General features: G+C 63.0%; 20 protein-coding genes. 14 read left to right on the top strand and 6 right to left on the bottom strand.

What is annotated here, in order from left to right; genetic code table 11:
- On the bottom strand, positions 1-1,137 hold a 1,137-nt coding region (locus VFB05_RS14140; RefSeq protein ID WP_414643199.1), incomplete at its 3' end, for a secretin N-terminal domain-containing protein.
- A 349-nt stretch (positions 1,138-1,486) separates the two neighbouring features.
- Here VFB05_RS14140 and VFB05_RS14135 point away from each other — a divergent pair.
- From VFB05_RS14135 to VFB05_RS14090, 10 genes are read left to right on the top strand one after another with little or no spacing between them, the layout of a single operon-like run.
- Positions 1,487-3,169 (top strand): GspE/PulE family protein, encoded by a 1,683-nt coding sequence (locus VFB05_RS14135; protein WP_325013341.1) that lies wholly within the window; start codon positions 1,487-1,489, stop codon positions 3,167-3,169.
- Between the two features lie 9 nt (positions 3,170-3,178).
- On the top strand, positions 3,179-4,390 hold the full coding sequence (locus VFB05_RS14130) for a type II secretion system F family protein (protein WP_325013340.1): 1,212 nt from the start codon (positions 3,179-3,181) through the stop codon (positions 4,388-4,390).
- An 18-nt stretch (positions 4,391-4,408) separates the two neighbouring features.
- Positions 4,409-4,927, top strand: coding sequence for a type II secretion system major pseudopilin GspG (gene gspG / locus VFB05_RS14125; RefSeq protein ID WP_325013339.1), 519 nt, complete (start codon positions 4,409-4,411; stop codon positions 4,925-4,927).
- Positions 4,920-5,381, top strand: coding sequence for a prepilin-type N-terminal cleavage/methylation domain-containing protein (locus VFB05_RS14120; RefSeq protein WP_325013338.1), 462 nt, complete (start codon positions 4,920-4,922; stop codon positions 5,379-5,381). The genes gspG and VFB05_RS14120 overlap by 8 nt, the downstream gene beginning before the upstream one ends.
- Positions 5,356-5,769 (top strand): prepilin-type N-terminal cleavage/methylation domain-containing protein, encoded by a 414-nt coding sequence (locus VFB05_RS14115; protein ID WP_325013337.1) that lies wholly within the window; start codon positions 5,356-5,358, stop codon positions 5,767-5,769. Before VFB05_RS14120 ends, VFB05_RS14115 begins: the two co-directional genes overlap by 26 nt.
- Positions 5,769-6,602 carry a PulJ/GspJ family protein gene (locus VFB05_RS14110; protein ID WP_325013336.1) on the top strand — a complete coding sequence of 278 codons (834 nt, stop codon included), beginning with the start codon at positions 5,769-5,771 and terminating at the stop codon, positions 6,600-6,602. The genes VFB05_RS14115 and VFB05_RS14110 overlap by 1 nt, the downstream gene beginning before the upstream one ends.
- On the top strand, positions 6,599-7,537 hold the full coding sequence (locus tag VFB05_RS14105) for a type II secretion system minor pseudopilin GspK (RefSeq protein ID WP_325013335.1): 939 nt from the start codon (positions 6,599-6,601) through the stop codon (positions 7,535-7,537). Before VFB05_RS14110 ends, VFB05_RS14105 begins: the two co-directional genes overlap by 4 nt.
- Entirely contained in the window at positions 7,534-8,607 is a 1,074-nt protein-coding gene (locus VFB05_RS14100) for a PilN domain-containing protein (RefSeq protein ID WP_325013334.1), read from the top strand. Before VFB05_RS14105 ends, VFB05_RS14100 begins: the two co-directional genes overlap by 4 nt.
- Entirely contained in the window at positions 8,604-9,152 is a 549-nt protein-coding gene (gspM, locus tag VFB05_RS14095) for a type II secretion system protein GspM (RefSeq protein WP_325013333.1), read from the top strand. Before VFB05_RS14100 ends, gspM begins: the two co-directional genes overlap by 4 nt.
- A complete protein-coding gene (locus tag VFB05_RS14090; protein ID WP_325013332.1) occupies positions 9,149-9,826 on the top strand; it encodes a hypothetical protein in 678 nt (225 codons plus the stop codon). Before gspM ends, VFB05_RS14090 begins: the two co-directional genes overlap by 4 nt.
- A gap of 9 nt (positions 9,827-9,835) precedes the next feature.
- Here the strand turns inward: VFB05_RS14090 and VFB05_RS14085 are convergent, their stop codons facing one another.
- The 5 genes from VFB05_RS14085 to VFB05_RS14065 all read right to left on the bottom strand — a co-directional run bounded on the left by VFB05_RS14085 (position 9,836) and on the right by VFB05_RS14065 (position 14,380).
- A complete protein-coding gene (locus VFB05_RS14085; protein ID WP_325013331.1) occupies positions 9,836-10,306 on the bottom strand; it encodes an A24 family peptidase in 471 nt (156 codons plus the stop codon).
- Positions 10,307-10,343: 37 nt separating this feature from the next.
- Complete coding sequence (locus VFB05_RS14080; protein ID WP_325013330.1) at positions 10,344-10,622, bottom strand: hypothetical protein; 279 nt, start codon at positions 10,620-10,622, stop codon at positions 10,344-10,346.
- A 112-nt stretch (positions 10,623-10,734) separates the two neighbouring features.
- On the bottom strand, positions 10,735-11,622 hold the full coding sequence (locus tag VFB05_RS14075) for a hypothetical protein (protein WP_325013329.1): 888 nt from the start codon (positions 11,620-11,622) through the stop codon (positions 10,735-10,737).
- Positions 11,623-11,703: 81 nt separating this feature from the next.
- On the bottom strand, positions 11,704-13,572 hold the full coding sequence (htpG, locus tag VFB05_RS14070; protein ID WP_325013328.1) for a molecular chaperone HtpG: 1,869 nt from the start codon (positions 13,570-13,572) through the stop codon (positions 11,704-11,706).
- Between the two features lie 64 nt (positions 13,573-13,636).
- Positions 13,637-14,380 (bottom strand): GntR family transcriptional regulator, encoded by a 744-nt coding sequence (locus VFB05_RS14065; protein ID WP_325013327.1) that lies wholly within the window; start codon positions 14,378-14,380, stop codon positions 13,637-13,639.
- Between the two features lie 208 nt (positions 14,381-14,588).
- On the opposite strand from VFB05_RS14065, the gene VFB05_RS14060 reads away from it, so the two are divergent.
- The 4 genes from VFB05_RS14060 (at position 14,589) to VFB05_RS14045 (ending at position 18,111) form a co-directional block, all read left to right on the top strand.
- The gene (locus VFB05_RS14060) at positions 14,589-15,821 is read left to right on the top strand and encodes an alpha/beta hydrolase family protein (protein WP_325013326.1); all 1,233 of its coding nucleotides are present in this window, start codon (positions 14,589-14,591) and stop codon (positions 15,819-15,821) included.
- Between the two features lie 8 nt (positions 15,822-15,829).
- Positions 15,830-16,492: a cysteine hydrolase gene (locus tag VFB05_RS14055; protein WP_325013325.1), complete on the top strand. Its 663-nt coding sequence runs from the start codon at positions 15,830-15,832 to the stop codon at positions 16,490-16,492.
- 36 nt (positions 16,493-16,528) lie between these two features.
- Entirely contained in the window at positions 16,529-17,410 is an 882-nt protein-coding gene (locus VFB05_RS14050) for a polysaccharide deacetylase family protein (RefSeq protein ID WP_325013324.1), read from the top strand.
- A gap of 125 nt (positions 17,411-17,535) precedes the next feature.
- Positions 17,536-18,111 (top strand): fumarylacetoacetate hydrolase family protein, encoded by a 576-nt coding sequence (locus VFB05_RS14045; protein ID WP_414643198.1) that lies wholly within the window; start codon positions 17,536-17,538, stop codon positions 18,109-18,111.

The following is an 18,111-nucleotide window of genomic DNA, read 5'->3' as shown; positions in this document are numbered from 1 at the left end:
GCTGGAACTGTTGTTATTGGTGTTAAATGACAGGCGGTCGGCAACGCTGGCCGTGCCCGATCCCGGCGCGACTTGATTGTCGGGGCTGTCGAGCAGGCTGCCCGATGATCCGCCGCCGAACATGTCGGTCAGCACGCGCGCGATCTGCTTCGCGTCGCCATACTTCACCTTGTAGACGTGAACGCTGGTCCGCGTACTGTCGGCACGGTCGAGCCGCCTGATCCAGGTCTCGACGGTGCGCAGCAACTGAGGCCTCTTGGTCACGACCATCACCGCGTTCAGCCGGGCGACCGGCTGCAGTTTGACCATGTTCTGGTTCAGGCCGTTTTCGCCGGAATCCACGATCTTCTCAAGTTCGGCGATGATCGACTCGGGACCGCTGTTGGCGACCGGGTAGATGCCGATCGACTGCCCCCGCATCCAGTCGACATCGAAGCTCGTCGCGGTTTCGACGGCGGTTCGGCGTTCGGGGCCAGTGCCTTGAATCAGCAAGAGATTGCGCGTGGTGTCGGCGCGGACCACGCCGGGCTTGGTCGCGAAACTATCCATCAATCTCAACAGCGTCTGCGCCGACACATATTGCAGCGGGACGACCGAAACGCCGTATCCCGGTTCGGTATTGCCGGCGGAATCGACATGGCCCGCGCCGATCGCATCTCCGACCGGGGTCAGGCGATAACCTGCCGTGTCGCGAACCAGCGCTACGCCGCTGATCCGAAGGGCATTTTCAAGAACAAAAACGATGTCCGACTTCGGCACCGGCCGCACCGAGACGAGGCTGACGGTGCCCTGCACCCTCGGATCGATGGTGTAGCCGGTCTGCATGATGTCGCCGAGGACCACCTTGGCGACGGTGGCGACGGGCGCTGCCTCGAAATTGAGATCGTAGCCGTTTCCGCTCGCCGCCGGCAGGGGATGCGCCGCGGCGATATCCGTGACCTCGGCGCCCTGGAAGACCACCGGCTGAGCCCGGGGGCCGGACGACGTCGTGGAGGCGCCGGCCTGGGTCGGATAACGCGGCAAGATATCGAGTGACTTCACCTTGTCGATGACGTCGATATCCTGGGTGCTGGTGCCATTGGAATTACTTGTCGTGGCCATATTGCACGACGCCAGCAGAAGGACGCCGGGCACCATCAAAGCAGCGCCGATACCGCGCCCGACCGTGATGGACGGGCGGCTCTTGCCGACACTTGCCATATTGCCAATCCAACCCTGGTTACTGACGCCCCGGATCCCTTGCCGGGATCTCGCCCAACCTCGGTTCTTACCGTCCGAACATGACAGTTTTGTTTGGGGAGGACGTCCGCGGACGAGAATTGCACGACCGGATTTGTGAACTGTCTCCTGCAAGCGTTTCGTACGACTGTCATGTTTCGGATCGATAACCATACCGTGGCCGAGTATCAGGCGACCGGCGGCTTAATGGGCTGCGGTGCGCCTGTTGGCGCGCGCCTTCAAAACAGCGCTGCGACTGGAAACGCCGATGACCAGCGACGAGTCCCTGCAATTCCTGGAGCACCTTCGTCGGGGCGACCATCTTGCGAAGTCGGGCGCAGGTAGCGGTCAGCCGATCGAGCAGGGTGGGCCCGGCCCGCAATCCAGGCTCTGGGAGTTGACCGACCTCTCGCCGAGCGATTTTGCCGATGAGGTCGCCCGCTTTGCCGGGCTCGAGCGGGTGACGCTGCAGGAGCTGATGGCGGCGCCGGCGCTCAACGAGACGTTCTCGCAGCGTTTCTTGCGGGAAATGACGGTCTTTCCCTTTTCTGCCGCCGATGGCAGCGCCGTCCTCGCGGTCGCCGATCCGACCGACAAGGCCGCGCAGCGCGCCGCCGAGATCGTGCTCCGGCGAGATGTGGCGCTCAAAGTCGCATCCGTCGAAGACCTCAACGTCGTGCTGGACCGCCGCCTCGGCGAGGACAGCACGGAAGCTGCCGATGCGAGCAGCCAGCTTCTGCTGCGCGAAGACGACATCGAGAGCCTGCGCGACCTCGCCAGCGGTGCGCCGGTGGTTCGCGCCGTCAACGATCTCCTGGAAAAGGCCGTCGAGTTGCGCGCCAGCGACATTCACATCGAGCCGTTCCAGACTGGCCTCGTGGTTCGCATGCGCGTCGACGGTTTGCTGCGGCCGGTGGCGGCGCCGGCGGGCGTGCTGCCTCAGGCGGTGATTTCGCGCATCAAGATTGTCGCCAATCTCAATATTGCCGAACGCCGCCTGCCGCAGGACGGCGCCGCTCGCTTACGCGTCGGCCGCACCGATATCGATATCCGTGTCGCCATCATGCCGATGCAGCACGGCGAAAGCGCGGTTGTTCGTATCCTGCCGAAGGATCGCAACCTGCTGGTGGTCGAAAGGCTCGGCTTTTCGTCGTCCGACGAGGTGAAACTGCGGCGGCTGTTGAAGCTGCCGCACGGCATGATCGTCGTCACCGGGCCGACGGGCAGCGGCAAGACCACGACGCTCGCAACGGTGCTTTCGATCCTGAACGAGCCCGGGCGGAAGATCCTGACCATCGAGGACCCGGTCGAATACGATCTGCCCGGCGTCAACCAGGCGCAGGTCAAGCCCGCGATCGGGCTGACCTTCGCCGCGGCGCTGCGTTCCTTCGTGCGTCAGGATCCGGACGTGATCATGGTCGGCGAAATCCGCGACAACGAAACCGCGCATGTTGCGATCCACGCGGCGCTCACCGGCCATCTCGTGCTGACGACGCTGCACACCGAGTCGGCTGCCGCCGCCGTGCCGCGCCTGCTCGATCTCGGCGTCGAGGGATATTTGCTGCGTTCGACCTTGCGGGCGGTGGTGGCCCAGCGGCTGGTGCGTCAGCTCTGCGATCGTTGCAAGACGCCGAAGCCGCTCGCCGACGCCGATCTGGCAGAGGATCCGCGGCTCGCCGAGCTCGGTTTCCGTTCCGGAGAAACTCTTTATGCACCGTGCGGCTGCGAACGCTGCAGCGGCACCGGCTATCGGGGCCGGCTCGGGGTGTTCGAAGTGCTCGAACTGACCGACCAGATTCGCGCGCTGATCGGGGAAAAGACCGATGGTCACAAGATCGATGAAGTGGCGATCCGCGCCGGGATGACGACGATGGTGGGCGATGGCGTCGCAAAGTGCCGCGCCGGCCTGACGTCGCCGTCGGAACTGCTTCGCGTCACCACTGCGCGGTGAGGTGAAATCGTGCCGAATTTTCGCTACCGGGCCCTGACGCAGAACGGCGAGGTCGTGCATGGCACGCTGACCGCGCCGACGGCGAGCGAAGTCGCGCGCCGCATCGAATATCTGCGCCTGCTGCCGATCGAGACCGTCGAAGACCGGAAGTCCGCCGCCGCAAGCGACGGCTTCGGCTTCTTCAGCCGGCCGAGCGGCGCGGAAGTGACGACGTTTACCCGAGACCTTGCGCTGCTGCTCAAGGCAAGTGCGCGTCTCGATGACGCGCTCGAGCTTTTGGCTGATGACGCCGATGTCGGTCGTCTCCGGCCTGTGGTCGCACGCCTGCGCGCGTCTGTCCTCGCCGGCGAAAGTTTTGCGAGCGCGGTCGCCGCGCATCCGTCGCTGTTTCCGCCGATGTATGTGGCCCTCGTCAGGGTCGGCGAAGTGTCGGGAACGCTCGATCAGGTGCTCGAAATGCTGGGCGCCGAGCGGGCGCGCTCGGAGGCGATGCGCCGCAAGCTGACGGACGCGATGCAATATCCGGCTTTCGTTTTGATCGCCGCAGTTTGCGTCATGCTGTTCTTCATCCTGTTCGTGCTGCCGCAGTTTTCTTCCGTCTTGCAGGATTTCGGCGCCAAGTCCGACACCGCGCTCTCTGCCTTCATCAAGCTGTCGGATTTCCTGCGCGCGAACGCGACCCCGGTCCTGATTGGCGTTGCTCTCGCGATTGCCGGCCTCTGGTGGCTGTTTCGCCGACCCGCGACGCGCAGCGCCGTGGTGTCGTTCGTCGCGAGAACCCCCGGCATCGCCAATATCTTCCAATTCTACCGCACCAGCCTTTTTTGCCGGAACCTCGCCGTGCTGCTCGGCTCAGGCGTCAATCTCACGGCCACCTTGCGCATTCTGGTGGACATCATGGCGGTGACCGGAAACGTCGCGGTCTGGACCACAGCTGCCGACCGCGTCCGCCACGGCGGCAAGCTTTCGGACGCGCTGCTCGCATCGAGCAACATGCCGCCGATGGCGATCCGCATGCTGAGGCTCGGCGAAGAGACCGGCCAGTTGCCGGTGCTCGCAGGCCGGGTCGCCGAATTCTACGAAGCGAAATTGCAGCGCAGCCTCGACCGCATCGTCGGCATCGTCGGGCCACTCGCCATCATCACCATCTCTACCGTGGTCGGAGGACTGATCGTATCGGTCATGACCGCATTGCTGTCGGTCACACAACTGGTCGGTTAAAACGAAGGATTGAACAAGATGCTCAAGGGCGTTGGCATTTTCTTTGCAGCAAACACCAAGCGCGAGCGCTGGCAGCGCGCCGGCCAAGAGGGACAAGAGGGACAAGAGGGACAAGAGGGATTTACCCTGGTCGAGATGCTCGTGGTCATCACCATCATCGGCCTGATCATGGGTCTGATCGGCCCGCGCGTGCTGAACTATCTCAATGAGTCCAAGGTCAAGGCGGCGAAGATCCAATTGCAGAGTTTTTCGAGCGCGCTCGACCTGTTCTATCTCGATGCCGGCCGTTATCCGTCGACCTCGGAAGGCCTCGCTGCGCTGGTGCAGCGCACGCCGGGCGTTGCGGCCTGGAACGGGCCTTATCTGAAGGGCGGCAACCTGCCGAACGATCCGTGGAAGCACGCTTACCTCTACCGCTCGCCGGGCGAGCGCGGACCCTATGAGATCATCTCCTACGGATCAGACGGGCAGGAGGGCGGAAGCGGCATCGCCGCCGATATTTCGACCGAGAACCTGGTCAGCGCGAAAAATGAGTAGACCGTCCGAACGCGGCTTCACGCTGCTTGAAATGGTGTGCGTGCTGGCGCTGATCGCCATGATGGCGGCTGTGCTGCTGCCGCTGTTTCCGCGCCATACCACGCGCTCCCGCTTGCAGGGCTATGTGCTGCAGACGGCGGCGCTGCTGAAAGAGGACCGCAACGCCGCAATCCGGCGCGGCACGGGCGTCGCCACGCTGGTCGATGCCGGAGGCCGCGTGATCCGGTCGGGCGCCAGCGCGGACATGGTCCGCATTCCGGACGACGTCCGCTTCGAAACGCTGCTGCCGCGCACCTGCAACCAGCGCGAGGCGCTGTCGACGATCCGTTTCTTTGCGAGCGGGATGTCCTGCGGCGGCGCTGTGACGCTGGCGCGGGAGGATGTCGGCTATGAGGTTCGCGTCAACTGGCTGACCGGAAGGATCGAAATTGTTTCGCGCGACCTCGCCAACTGACGGCGCAGCTGCCGGCTTCACGATCATTGAGGTGCTGATTGCGCTTGCGGTCGTCGCCGTCTCGATCGTGGCGATCGGGTCGCTGATGTCGACCAATGTGCGCGGGGTTCGTTCGCTGGAGCAGCATGTGACGCTGATGCAGACCGTGCGGTCGGTGATGGCGGCGGATGTGCCGCCGCGTGCGGAAATCGGCGTCGGCACCTGGTCGGGAAAGACCAACGACCACGGGTGGCGGATCGACGTCAGCCCGATGGGCGATGAGTGGGGTGCGGCAGGCGATAAAGTTGCGTGGATTCCCGCCCTCGTCAGAATTCAGGTGCGTTCTCCCTCCGGCGCCGTGATGGACGTCAGGACGGTGCGCCTGATGCATGAACAGCAGCAGCGATAATGAACGTATCGGCGAGACAGCGGAGAAATGAGGGCGGCTTTACGCTGATCGAAACCCTTGTGGCGCTGGCGTTGATGGGGCTCGTGCTGTCGGCGCTGGCGAGCCTCACCGCGCAGTGGCTTCCGAACTGGAACAGAGGCCTCAATCGCATTCAGCGCAGCGAGCTGATCGGCACCGCCTTGCAGCGAATTGCCGATGACCTGGCGGCAGCGCAAAGCGTGCCCTTCAGCGTCGCGGACAAGAAGCCGCTGTTTGCCGGATCGGAGCAGTCGGTCACCTTCGTACGCACGGCGTTGGGACCGAATGCCGGACCCGGACTCGACGTGGTGCACTTAAGTGAAACCACCGACCGGGAGGGGCTTGCGACCGTGCGCTCGCGAACGAAATTCCACCCTGTGCCGTCGCAAGCCTCGCTTGCCGACCAACTTCATTTCGGCGAGCCCGTGGTGCTGTTGCGCGCGCCGTACCGGCTGTCCTTTGCCTATGCCGCTGACGACCGGATCTGGAAGCGCACATGGCAGGATTCGGAAAAGCTACCGGCCAGGATCAAGCTGACCGTGCGCGATGCGTCCAGCGGACGCGTTCTGACGATCTCGACCGTTGCGACGATTCACGTGCAGTCCTCGGCGCAGGGCGACTGCAAGCAGCCGCAGGCCAACGGACAGCCGCAGGCGAGCGGGCAGCAGCCATCGAACGGGCAGCAACAAAACACGCAACAAAACGGGCAGCAGCTGGCTGGCGCGTGTGACGACCAGGCGGGCGCGGCGGCCAGCCCTCAAGGCAACTCACCGCAGTCCAGTCCGTCGGCAAGCGCGCAGAGCAACCGGTCATGAGACGCACCCCGACATCATCAGCGCAATCCTCCGAGCGTGGCTTCGTCATCGTCGCCGTGCTCTGGATTCTGGTGGCGTTGTCGGCACTTGCTGCGATCTTTTCAGTCTATTTGTCCAATTCCGCGCGCGTGCTCGGCGCAACCGATATCGGCGTTCCGACCGAGGCGCTGGCCTCGGCCAGCCTGGAGCTGACTGCCTATCAGTTATTGCTGCATGCGCAGGACAAGGAGCGCCCGGCGCAAGGGTCGTTCCGCTTCAAGATGGACAATGCAGAAGTTCTCGTCACCTTCACGTCAGAAGCGGCACGGGTCGATCTCAACAAGGCCTCGAAAGAGATGCTCTCCAACCTGTTCGAGGTTCTTGGCGCGGAACCGAAGGCCGCCGGCGAGGTCGCGGATCGCATCGTCGGCTGGCGGACAGAGGCGAAGCCGAATGCGGCCAACGACGAAGAAGCGCTCTATCTGGCGTCGGGTCTGGGCTATTCGCCGCGGCAAGGACCGTTTGCCCATGTCGACGAGCTCAGCCTGGTGCTGGGTGTTTCGCCGGCGATGGTCGAGCGGGTGCTGCCTTTCGTGACGGTCTACAGCAAATCGGCCGACGTCGACGTCTTGCTCGCGCCTGCCGAAGTGGTCGCTGCGGTGCCGGGCATGACGCCCGAGGCGCTCAACGATTTTCTGAAGCAGAGGGCGACATTGCCGCGTGATCCGAAGGCGGTCGCCGCCGCGCTCGGTGCGGCCGCCAAGGCCGCGACCTTGCCGGAGGCCAAGGCCTATCGGGTCGTGACGGCGATACGGTTCGACAACGGCCGCCGCGCCTCGACCGAAGCGGTCATCTCGCTGGGCAAGGATCAGGACAAGGAACCCTACAGCGTGTTGTCGTGGCAGGATCACGCGGAGACCGGAAGCGGTTCGTTGAGACAGGCAGGCAGGTCATGACGGTCATATCGGACGCAAAAGGTCTGTTCGACGAGTGGATCAAGTCAGTCGCGCAAGCGGTTGATTTGGCTATCGGCCGCTATGCACGCCGGCCGCAGATCCTGCTCGGCGGAGAGGCCGCCGGCGTTCTGACCGCGCGGCTGATGTCAGCGCCGACGGGTGCCGCGCTGCCTGATATTTCGTTTCGCATCGTGGGTGGCCGGCCGAGCCCGGCGCTGCCGGCGAACTGGCAGGCGGCCTTTCGCGGCAGCCAGGTCGAAACCGTCCTCGCATCGGGACAAGTGCTGTTTCGGCCGCTCGACTTTCCCAAGCAGGCGGAGGATTTCCTTGACGGCATGATCCGCACCCAGATCGACCGGCTGACGCCATGGCCGGCGGACGAGGCGGCCTTCGGCTGGAGCACACCGCTGCCGAGTGGGCAGGAGCGGATCGAACTGACGCTGGCCGCGACCTCGAGACAGGACATCGAGCCGCTGGTTCAACTCGCAACCAACCTCGGCGCCCAGTCGCTCACGGCATACGCCAGCCCTTCCGCCGCCGGCGATGCTTCGGCCAAAATCAAGGTGTTCGATCAAGCGCTCGGCGGCGCCGGCCGCGGTTTCGATGCGCCGCGCCTCCTGCGCGCCGGCTTGCTGGCCTCGGGCGTCGCCGCTGCGGCAGCGCTTTTGATCGCCGCCTATGTCGGCGACAGCCTTGATACCGAGCAGCAGCAATTGATGCGGCGGCTCTCCGAGCGCCGCGCCGCGCTTCGCCTTGGTCCTGACGGCAACTCCGCACTTGGTCTTCTCGCCAAGCGCAAACAGACGAGCCCCTCGAGCGTGTTCGTGCTGGAAGCGCTGTCGAAAGCCTTGCCCGACGGCACCTATGTCACCGAGCTTCGAATCGACGGCGACAAGGTTCAGGTGGTCGGCATGACCCAGGACGCGCCATCGCTGATCCGCCTCATCGAGAAATCGCCGCAGTTCGCGCGCGCGACGTTCTTTGCGCCGACCACGCGTGCGCAGAACGAGCCGGGCGAGCAATTCCACATCGAAGCCCGCATCACGCCGTCCTTTGGATCGAATACATGAGCCTCGCCGTGACTTTACGAAAATCGCTCGTCAACTCGCCTCCGGTTGCGGCTGCGGCCTATGCCGCGCTGGTGATCCTGCTGCTTGTGGTCGCCATCAGCTCCGTCGCCGACATTCTGGGCCAGCGCGCGTCGGTGGCGGCGACCGCAGCAATGCTGGAGCAACTGGAGGGCCGCAAGGCGCCTGCGGCAGGACGCGCGGGCGAGGCCGGTATGCCCGCTGGATCCGCTTTCCTCGAAGGCAAAACGGTGACGGTCGCGGGTGCGGCGCTTCTGCAACGCGTCGCCACGGCAGTCACAAAAGCCGGCGGCAATGTGCTGTCGTCGCAGCTTGACGTGCAGGGACCGCATGCCAAGGCCGGCTTCGTCAGCATGGTGGCGAACTGCGAGATGGATCAATCAGCCCTGCAAGCTCTGCTGTACGACCTGGAAGCGGGAATGCCGTTCTTGTTCATCGACCAGCTCGATATCCAGGTGGCGTCGGCAGGCGAAGGCAAGCTGCGGTTTCTTCTCGGCGTTTCCGGACAGTGGCAAGGTGTAAAATGATGTTGCGGAAATATGCCATCCGGTTCGCCGTGCTTGTGCTGCCGCTTTGCGCCGGCGCATCCGCGACATCCGTCAATTCCGATCCGTTCGATGAGCAGGCCGGCGGCACGAGGCCGGATGGCGCGGCGCCCTCGACCTGGAGCGAGCCCACGACATCGGTGGTCGAAGTGACGATTCCGCCGGCCACGCCGAGTGCGCCGGGCCCGTCAGCCGAGCGCCCGCTGAGCGCCAATCCGCTGTGGGCGATGCCGGTCAAGCAATTTTCGGTGACGCGCGAGCGCCCGATCTTCTTGCCGTCGCGGCGGCCGCCGGCTCCGCCTCCGTCGGCGGTGACGGTGGCGAAGCTGATCGCCCCGCCCAAGCCGAAGGAACCCGAGCAGCCGCAGCTTTCGCTGGTCGGCACCATCGCGGGCGACGAAGACCAGTTCGGAATCTTTGTCGATCAGGCGACGAAGAACGTGCTGCGGCTGCGGGTCGGCGAGGATTTTCAGGGATGGAAGCTGCAGTCGGTCAAGGGCCGCGAGGTGGCATTCCAGAAAAACCAGCAGAGCTTTGTCGTGGCGTTGCCGCAGCCAGGCCTTTCGCAGGCGTCCGTCTCCGTGCGCGAGGAAGCAGCGATCGATACAAGGCTGGCGCCGTTCGGCGGACGTCAGCTGCGCGGCGGCCGGCAATAGACCGATCCGTCAAAAGCCGATGCCGGTCTGCTGAAGGCCCACGGTCAAGAGCAGGCCTGCGGCGAGAAAAGGTCCGAACGACAGCGACGTCTGCGCGGTGAGCGCGCGTCCCGATAGTTGCATGACGCCGGCACAGGCCAGTGCCGTCATCGTCGCGACCAGCAAGACCATGGGGATGCCCACGACGCCCACCCAGATTCCTGCAGCCGCAAGGAATTTGACGTCGCCGAGTCCAAGCCCCTGAATGCCGCGATAAGCAAAATAAAGTCGCCGCAGCAGCCAGAACACCAGGCCGATGACGATGCCTTCGCCGATCGCCTCGATCGCAGCGGAAAGATCAGCGGTCGTCCAGATCCGGAGCAAGCCGAGTGCGGCAATTGCGAGGTTGAGCCAGTCCGGAATGATGCCGTCGCGGATATCGATCCAGGCGATCGCGGCGCAGAGGACGCACAACAATGCGAACGGCAATGCGACGGCCATCCAAGTGTCCGATCAGAGAGCGACCGATCACATCTAGCTAGTTTAGCAGCCTTTGCAAAGTGATCGCTTGCTCCCGGGTCTGAAGCGCGATGGCGGTGTGGCTGTAGTCGATATGGACGCCGTGATCGGCCATTTGCCGCAGGATCGCGTCGCCCTTGATGACGTGCAGCCCAACTCCTTCGCTGGCGGGGAAAATACCCAGGACGACATCGTGCGCATGAACGATGGCCCTCAACGCCAGGGCTTCATCACCGGAAGAACTGATGAAATTGCGGGTCTGGGCCGCGAGCTGGCGCAGTTCTTCGAACTCGGTCACTGTTTACTCCAACGCAACTAACGGCGTTAAAGTGACACGATAGGCTTACCGAAAGCTAAACCGCAGACGGTTCCGCGCCAGAAAGAATGTGGCGCCGCCAGCTGCGCCGAATCTAGCCGTCGTACTGGTTCGGTCCCATCGCCCACAGCCACTGGTCGTAGCCCTCGGCAAAGGTGCGGTTGGTCTGCGCGGGATTGCGGTTGATCAGCGGCCGCAGGAACATCGGGTGCGTGGCGCTGCGCACCTCGTGCTCGATGGTGAAGAGGGGCTTGCCGCTTGAGAGATCGACGATATCGCGGAAGCGGTATTGATAAGGGTTATCCTCGCTGTAGATCAGTTTGCGCTCGGCAAGCGCACGGTGCGGGCCCGAGAAATTGGTGATGTAGATCTGGACGTGGTGGCCGTCATATTCCGCGAGCGGCCGGTCGGTCTCGCGAAAGCGCAAGGCCTGGTTCTTGCCGACCTGTACGGAGGTGACGTTGGCGTCGCCATTTTCAAAGCGCGCCGGCATTCCCATGATGTCGGGATAAAAATCCGCGATGCCCTTGGCATTGCCGGTGGGAACGTCGAACTCGACATAGGGAATGCCGAGCGTGATGCGCCCGAAGCGATCGGCGTCGGGTTCATGGCAGCGCAGGCGATTGCCCCAGGGGCAGATCGCCTCGACGTAATCGTTATGCTCCCGATACGCGAACTTCGTGCCGGCGAGCTTGGGTGCGACCTTTGCCAGCCGTTCGAGCAGCGCCTTGCGTCCGGAAATAACCAGCCCGGTATGACCGCGCAGCACCTGCGCCTCGCCGGTCGGCAGGTGAAACTGGCTTCGCCCGACATTGACCCACATGTTGTCGTCGGACGTCATCAGATAGGGGTCGCGCGTCAGCCCGAGGCCGGACACATAGAACAGCGTCGCCAGATGCTGATCCGGCACCTGAACGTTGACGTGTTCGAGATGGATCGAATTGCCGAGGTCTTCAGCGGCGCGATCGAATTTTCCATGCATGGCGGCGATCCTGATACGACGTTGCGCTCATATTAAAGCAGCGAAGCCTCTCGCGCCAACACCTCGGTACGGTCCGAATTTTCACCCCTTCGAAAAACCGCTCACAACGAGACGATTAAGACGAGTGGCAAACGCCGCCGGATCGTCCGGCAGTTCGCCGTCCAGAATCTGCGCCTGTTCCAGCAGCAGGAACGAGAGGTCCGCCGCGCTGTCGCCGGCATTCGCAATCGCCGCTACCAGCGGATGGCGAAGGTTGATTTCGAGAATGGGCTTTGAGCCAAGGCCCGGGTTTTGACGCGCCAGTAGCCGTTCAAGTTCGCGGTCGGGACCGTGGCTGCCGGCGACAAGGCACGACGCACTCGATGTCAGGCGCTGCGAGGCGCGGACGTCGGAGACGCGATCGCCGAGGTTCAGTTTGATCGCAGCAATGATATTTGCTTCATCGGCTTCGGACTTAGTCTCGTCCTTCTTGCTGTCGTCGGTCAGCGGGATCAGGGAGAAGTCGACATCGCCCTGGCTCAACGACTTCAGTGGCTTGCCTTCGAAATCGAGTGGCGCCGACGTCCAGAAGGCGTCGACCGGATCGGTCAGCAGCAGGACCTCGATGCCGCGCGCGGTCGCGGATTCCAGTTTTGGGTTGCTCTTCAGTCGCTCGATGCTGTCGCCGGCCAGGAAGTAGATTTCAGTCTGGTTCGGCTTGAGACCCTCGACATATTGCTTGAGCGTGCGCTTCTCGCCCGCGGTGGTCGTGAACCGCGACAACGCCAGGAGTTTTTCGCGGCGCTCGAAGTCCTCGTAAATGCCTTCCTTGATGACGGGGCCGAACGCATCCCAGACCTTGGCGAACTCGTCCGGCTGTTTGTCGGCGAGCGCTTCCAACTCGCCGATCACGCGGCCGGTCACGGCTTTGCGGATTTGCAGGAGCTGCGGATTGTTCTGCAACATCTCCCGCGAAAGATTGAGCGGCAGGTCTTCGCTGTCGATGACGCCGCGGATAAAGCGCAGGTAAGCCGGCAACAGATCGGCATCGTCGGTGATGAACACACGCCGCACGTAGAGCTTCACGCGGCCCTTGCGCGAGGGGTCGAACAGGTCGAACGGCTTGGTGGAGGGCGCGAACAGGAGCACCGCGTATGAGTATCGGCCCTCGGCGCGGTAATGCAGCGTCATCGCCGGTTCGTCGAAAGCGCCGGCAATCGACTTGTAAGCCTCTTTATAGTCCTCAGGCGTTAGTTCGGATTTCGGCCGCTGCCAGAGCGCGCTCGCCGAGTTGATCTGCTTGGCTTCGCCCTTGTCGTCGACCAGCTCGATCGGAAACTGAATGTTGTCGGAATAGGCGCGGACGATGCGTTCGATCTCGTAGCTTTCCAAATATTTGGCCGCTTCCTTTTTCAGATGCAGGATGATGTTCGTGCCGCGCTTGGGCGCGTGCGCGTCGGTCAGTCCGGCCGGCGCGATTTCGAAGCCGGCGCCGCCGGCGGAAGACCAGATCCAGGCTTCCTCGCTGCCGGCGCGGCGGCTGGCAACGACGATGCGATCGGCCACCATGAAGGCGGAATAGAAGCCGACGCCGAACTGGCCGATCAGGCCGAGGCCATCCTTGGCGTCTTTCAGCCGCGAGACAAAGGATTTGGTGCCGGAGCGGGCGATGGTGCCGAGATTGTCGATCAGCTCCTGCCGGTCCATGCCGATGCCGCTATCGGCGATGGTGAGCGTATCGGCGTTCTTGTCGGGGATGATGCGGATTTTCGGGGCCTCGCCGTCGCCGATCAGCGCAGGCGTCGCGATTGCCTCGTAACGCAGTTTGTCGCAGGCGTCGGAGGCGTTCGAGATCAGTTCGCGCAGAAAAATGTCGGTTTCCGAATAAACCGAATGCACCATCAGGTTCAAAAGTTCGGAAACCTCCGCCTGAAAGGCCTTGGTCTCGACGGTGGGGTCGGCTGTCGTCATCTTCGCTGGCTCGCTCAAACTTACGAAAACCCCGATATAGCGGGCCGCGATTGGAGATCAAGCGCTACGGGCCGCCTTCGGCCGGCCCCAACCCTGTCGAAGGATAGGTCTTGCGCTCGCTCAAATGGCCGACCAGCGAGGTCTTGATGCTCGCAACGTGTTCCCGCATCAGCATTTCCGCCCGCCAGGGTTCGCGCGCCATCACGGCTTCGAAAATCCGGTGATGATCGTCGTGGCGGCGGCGGACATCGTGATATTCGAACACCACGATGTTGCGGGTCGAGGACACCGGCACGTGGTGACAGATGCGGATCATTTCGCTCAGCATGCGGTTGCCCGCGGCGGCCAGCAGCGCGTCGTGAAAATCGCCGTTGATGTCGCGATAGATCGTTAGATCGCCGGCCTCGAACGATCCGCGCTCCAACAGCTTGTCGCCGGCGGCCAGCGCGCGCTCGATGATTTCGCGCTCCGTTGCAGGAAGTCCGCGCTCGGCGGCAAAGCGCACGGCAACGCCTTCGAGCGCGGCGCGGATATCGTAGGCATCGACGATCGCGGGGAGGGGAAATTCGCGCACGGTGAAGCCGCGGTTCGGCGCGTAGTCCAAGAGGCCCTCGCCGGCGAGCGCCTGCAATGCTGCGCGCACCGGCGTGCGCGAGACCGAAAGCGTCTTTGAAAGCTGCACTTCGTTGAGCCGTTCTCCGGCGGAGACCGCGCCACCGAGAATGGCCTCGCGAACGCGGTCCATCACCGACAGCGAGCGGTTGCCGGCGCGCGTGCCGCCTGCCGTTTGGTCCAACAATTCGGTCATTTCCGCGCGAGCTCGTTCTTCGGATGTGTATACACTTGTTGAAATTATATCAGGCCGATGAGCTGAAAATCCAGAGAATTTGCTCTTTGAAGGCCCCTAAGATGAAGTACACTTTCATAAGTGTATGTAATATCTATTGACTCGCTTCAGGCTTTGTCGAACCATGGCCTCACAACGGTACGGGTGGGTGAGGTCGATGGCGCAAAGCATGTCGGAAGTCGGTGAAAACGCCATCGAACTGATCACCGCGGACCGAAACCCGCATTACGAGCCTTTCGGCTGGCACCATTGGCCCGAACATCCGTGGCTCGCCTACCAATTCCGCCGCGGCCTTGGCGAAAGCCAGGAGGGCGGCGGCAGCGTCAGCGAGATCATGCAGGCGGGGTCGCGCATGATCCCGGGCGATCTCGAAAGCTGGCACGCCGAGTGGATGCGGATCGCCGATCGCAACTGGAAGCGCGGCCTGACGGAAGAAAAAGCCGGCCATATCCGCACCGCGATGAACTGTTTTTTGCGCGGGGCCGATTACTATCGGCAGGCGGAGTTTCATCTCGAGCCTGATGACATCAGGCGGCTGCCGACGTTCGAGAAGATGGAAGCGTGTTCGCACAAATTCATCTCCTATTTGAATCCGCCCGGCGAGGTGGTCGACATCCCCTACGAGCCGGGCAAGCCGATCTGCGGTTATTTCGTGCGCGCGCCTTTTCCCGGCAAAAAGCTGCCGGTGCTGATCTGCATGGGCGGGCTGGATTCCATCAAGGACGAGATGTGGTTCATGCAGGCCCATGGCTGCCTGCAACGCGGCATCTCCGTCTTGATGATCGACGGGCCGGGGCAGGGCGGCACGCTGCGGCGTCACAAGATCTATACGCGGCACGACAGCGAAGTGCCGATCGGCAAATGCATCGACTGGCTGGAACGGCGCGGCGACGTCGATACCTCGCGCATTGCGGTGTGTGGCTCCAGCATGGGCGGTTACTACGCCGCGCGCGCCGCCTGTTATGAGCATCGGCTGGCTGCCGCTATTTCACATGGTGCAATCTGGTCGGTGCACGACATGTGGGGCACCAAGGGCGACGATTTCGGGCTCGCCATGCATATCCGCTGGGTGTTCGGCGCCAAGACGATGCGCGAGGCCCATGAAAAGATGAAGCCGTTCACGCTCAAGGGGCATCTGGAGCACATGAAATGCCCGTATCTGGTGCTGCATGGCGGCCACGATGTGCTGACCGTGACCGCGGCGCGCAGCACCTACGATGACGCCAAGGCAAACGGCGTCGATGCGACACTGCGTATCCTTGATCCTGAAGAGACCGGCGCAGAACATTGCCAGCATGACAACCCGACGATCGGTCAGGAAGTGCTGGCTGACTGGCTCGCCGATCACTTCGGTATCGAACAGCGTGCGCTGTTAAGGACTTCCATCAATCCTCTTGTGTGAGGCGTGTCATGACATCAGCCATCAATCTCGGCGTCGATCATCCCAGGGCCGCCGTCGTCGCCATCGACCTGCACCGTGGCCATCTCGATATGACGGTCGCAACCATGCCGACGACACCGGACGTCGCGACGCGCGTCATCGCCGCCAACAAGCGGCTGTTCGACTGGTGCCGTGGTGCCGGCATTCCCGTCATTCATCAGGTGACGTCGTATCGCGATGTCGAGGAAATCCGCGTCAATCCGTTCTGGCGCACCCGCGCCGAGGACCCGAAATCGACGCGCAAGAACGCGATGCGGCACAACATCATCGGCGGGCCGGGCTGCACGGTGATGCCGCAACTTCTGGATCCGCGCGATTTCATCGTCAACACCAAGAAGCGCTACGACTGCTTCCTTGGCACCGATCTCGACTTCCTGCTGCGTTCGCACGGCATCAACACGCTTTTGATCACCGGCGTGAACACCAATTCCTGCGTGCTTGCCACCACGACCGCCGCCAATGTGCGCGATTATTCCGTGATCGTCGTCGAAGACTGCGTCGACAGCATGGACGGCGAGGCGCTGCACAAGGCTGGGCTGGAATGCATCCGCACCGCCTTCGGCTTCGTCATGACCACCGACGAAGTGATGGCGCTGGAAGGCCTTGCGCCACGCAAATTCAGCGCGGCATGATCACCCTGTTTTCCTAGATCGAAAAGAGTACCCACCATGACCGGCCCCATGCTTCCGCGCGAACGCGCCGAATATTCCGCGATCGTCGATCGCCCGCCGCTGAAGCTGCCTGGCGGCGCGCGCATGATCGTCTGGACCATCGTCAATCTCGAGGTCTGGGATATTTCCAAGCCGATGGCGCGACAGGTGCTGCCGGCGCCGACCGGCCTTCCCATGCTGCCGGACGTGCCGAACTGGAGCTGGCACGAATATGGCATGCGGGTCGGCGTGTGGCGTTTCTTCGACCTCTACAAGAAACTTGGCATCGCGCCGACGCTCTCGATCAACGCGCGCGTCTGCGAGGATTATCCGCGCGTGGCAGAGCAGGCGAAGGACGCTGGCTGGGAATTCATGGGCCATGCCTACGAGCAGGGGCCTATCCACAAGGAGACGGACCAGAAAGCGATGATCGCGCGCTCGATGAGCGTGATCGAGAAATTCACCGGCAAGCGTCCGGTCGGTTGGCTCGGGCCCGGCCTGACGGAAACGCTGGAGACGCCGGAAAATCTGGCGGAAGCCGGCGTCAAATATATCGGCGACTGGGTCTATGACGATGAGCCGACGACGATCAAGACCGAAAAGGGTCCGCTGGTGACGCTACCCTACACAGTCGAGCTCAACGATATTCCGATGATGCTGGTGCAGCATCATGACAGCGATCATCTATTGCGACGAACCATCGACAGCTTCGATCGCCTCTATGCCGAGAGCAAGGACCGGCCGAAGATCATGTCGATCGCGATCCATCCTTACATCTCCGGCCAGCCGTTCCGGATCAAATATCTCGAACAGATCTACGACTATGTGAACAAGCATCCCGGCGTGGTGCACTGGAACGGCGAGCAGATTCTCGACTGGTATCAGGGCCAGAAGAAATGACGACCGACGTTCCGCACGCGCTGCCGACAGTTGCGCCGACCGTTGCCGCCATCGCGGGCGGCGGCGCGTTTCCGGTGCGCCGCATCTATTGCGTCGGCCGCAACTATCTCGATCACATCAAAGAGATGAAGGAGGCCGACGAGCGAGATCCGCCGTTCTTCTTCCAGAAGCCGCGCGATGCGATCGTGCTCGATGGCGCGCGCATTCCTTATCCGCCGTTCACAGCGAATTTCCAGTTCGAGGTCGAGCTGGTCGTCGCGCTTGGCAAGGGCGGGCGGGACATCGCCGTTGAGGAAGCGAATGGCCTGATCTGGGGCTATGCCGTCGGCATCGATCTCACCCGCCGCGACCGTCAGTTCGACGCCCGCGACATGCGGCTGCCATGGGAGGTCGGCAAGAGCTTCGATGCCTCGGCGCCGTGCGGGCCGATCGCGCAGAACGACGCCAAGCATTTCGAACATTGTGCGATCTCGCTTTCCGTCAACGGGACGGAGCGCCAGCGTGGCGATATCGGCCAGATGATCTGGGATGTTCCGGAAGTCATCGCACAATTGTCGAAGCAGGTAACACTCGCGCCCGGCGACCTCATCTATACCGGGACGCCTTCCGGCGTCGGTCCTGTCGTGCCGGGCGACGTGATCACGGCCCATATCGACGGCCTGCCGTCGCTGACCATCACCATCGCGCCACCCGAGTCCTGA

It is taken from the genome of Bradyrhizobium sp., assembly GCF_035652035.1.
In the GTDB taxonomy this organism is placed as follows: domain Bacteria; phylum Pseudomonadota; class Alphaproteobacteria; order Rhizobiales; family Xanthobacteraceae; genus Bradyrhizobium.
This window is presented reverse-complemented; position numbering and strand designations above follow the sequence as displayed.

Bases quoted from the DNA above. Each gene is read 5' to 3' on its own strand.
- gspM (WP_325013333.1), top strand. From the start codon at position 8,604: ATGAGCCTCGCCGTGACTTTACGAAAATCGCTCGTCAACTCGCCTCCG.
- VFB05_RS14090 (WP_325013332.1), top strand. From the start codon at position 9,149: ATGATGTTGCGGAAATATGCCATCCGGTTCGCCGTGCTTGTGCTGCCG.
- VFB05_RS14055 (WP_325013325.1), top strand. From the start codon at position 15,830: ATGACATCAGCCATCAATCTCGGCGTCGATCATCCCAGGGCCGCCGTC.
- VFB05_RS14085 (WP_325013331.1), bottom strand. From the start codon at position 10,306: ATGGCCGTCGCATTGCCGTTCGCATTGTTGTGCGTCCTCTGCGCCGCG.
- VFB05_RS14065 (WP_325013327.1), bottom strand. From the start codon at position 14,380: ATGACCGAATTGTTGGACCAAACGGCAGGCGGCACGCGCGCCGGCAAC.
- VFB05_RS14050 (WP_325013324.1), top strand. From the start codon at position 16,529: ATGACCGGCCCCATGCTTCCGCGCGAACGCGCCGAATATTCCGCGATC.
- VFB05_RS14075 (WP_325013329.1), bottom strand. From the start codon at position 11,622: ATGCATGGAAAATTCGATCGCGCCGCTGAAGACCTCGGCAATTCGATC.
- VFB05_RS14135 (WP_325013341.1), top strand. From the start codon at position 1,487: ATGACCAGCGACGAGTCCCTGCAATTCCTGGAGCACCTTCGTCGGGGC.
- VFB05_RS14100 (WP_325013334.1), top strand. From the start codon at position 7,534: ATGACGGTCATATCGGACGCAAAAGGTCTGTTCGACGAGTGGATCAAG.
- gspG (WP_325013339.1), top strand. From the start codon at position 4,409: ATGCTCAAGGGCGTTGGCATTTTCTTTGCAGCAAACACCAAGCGCGAG.
- VFB05_RS14120 (WP_325013338.1), top strand. From the start codon at position 4,920: ATGAGTAGACCGTCCGAACGCGGCTTCACGCTGCTTGAAATGGTGTGC.
- VFB05_RS14060 (WP_325013326.1), top strand. From the start codon at position 14,589: ATGTCGGAAGTCGGTGAAAACGCCATCGAACTGATCACCGCGGACCGA.
- VFB05_RS14045 (WP_414643198.1), top strand. From the start codon at position 17,536: ATGAAGGAGGCCGACGAGCGAGATCCGCCGTTCTTCTTCCAGAAGCCG.
- VFB05_RS14105 (WP_325013335.1), top strand. From the start codon at position 6,599: ATGAGACGCACCCCGACATCATCAGCGCAATCCTCCGAGCGTGGCTTC.
- htpG (WP_325013328.1), bottom strand. From the start codon at position 13,572: ATGACGACAGCCGACCCCACCGTCGAGACCAAGGCCTTTCAGGCGGAG.
- VFB05_RS14110 (WP_325013336.1), top strand. From the start codon at position 5,769: ATGAACGTATCGGCGAGACAGCGGAGAAATGAGGGCGGCTTTACGCTG.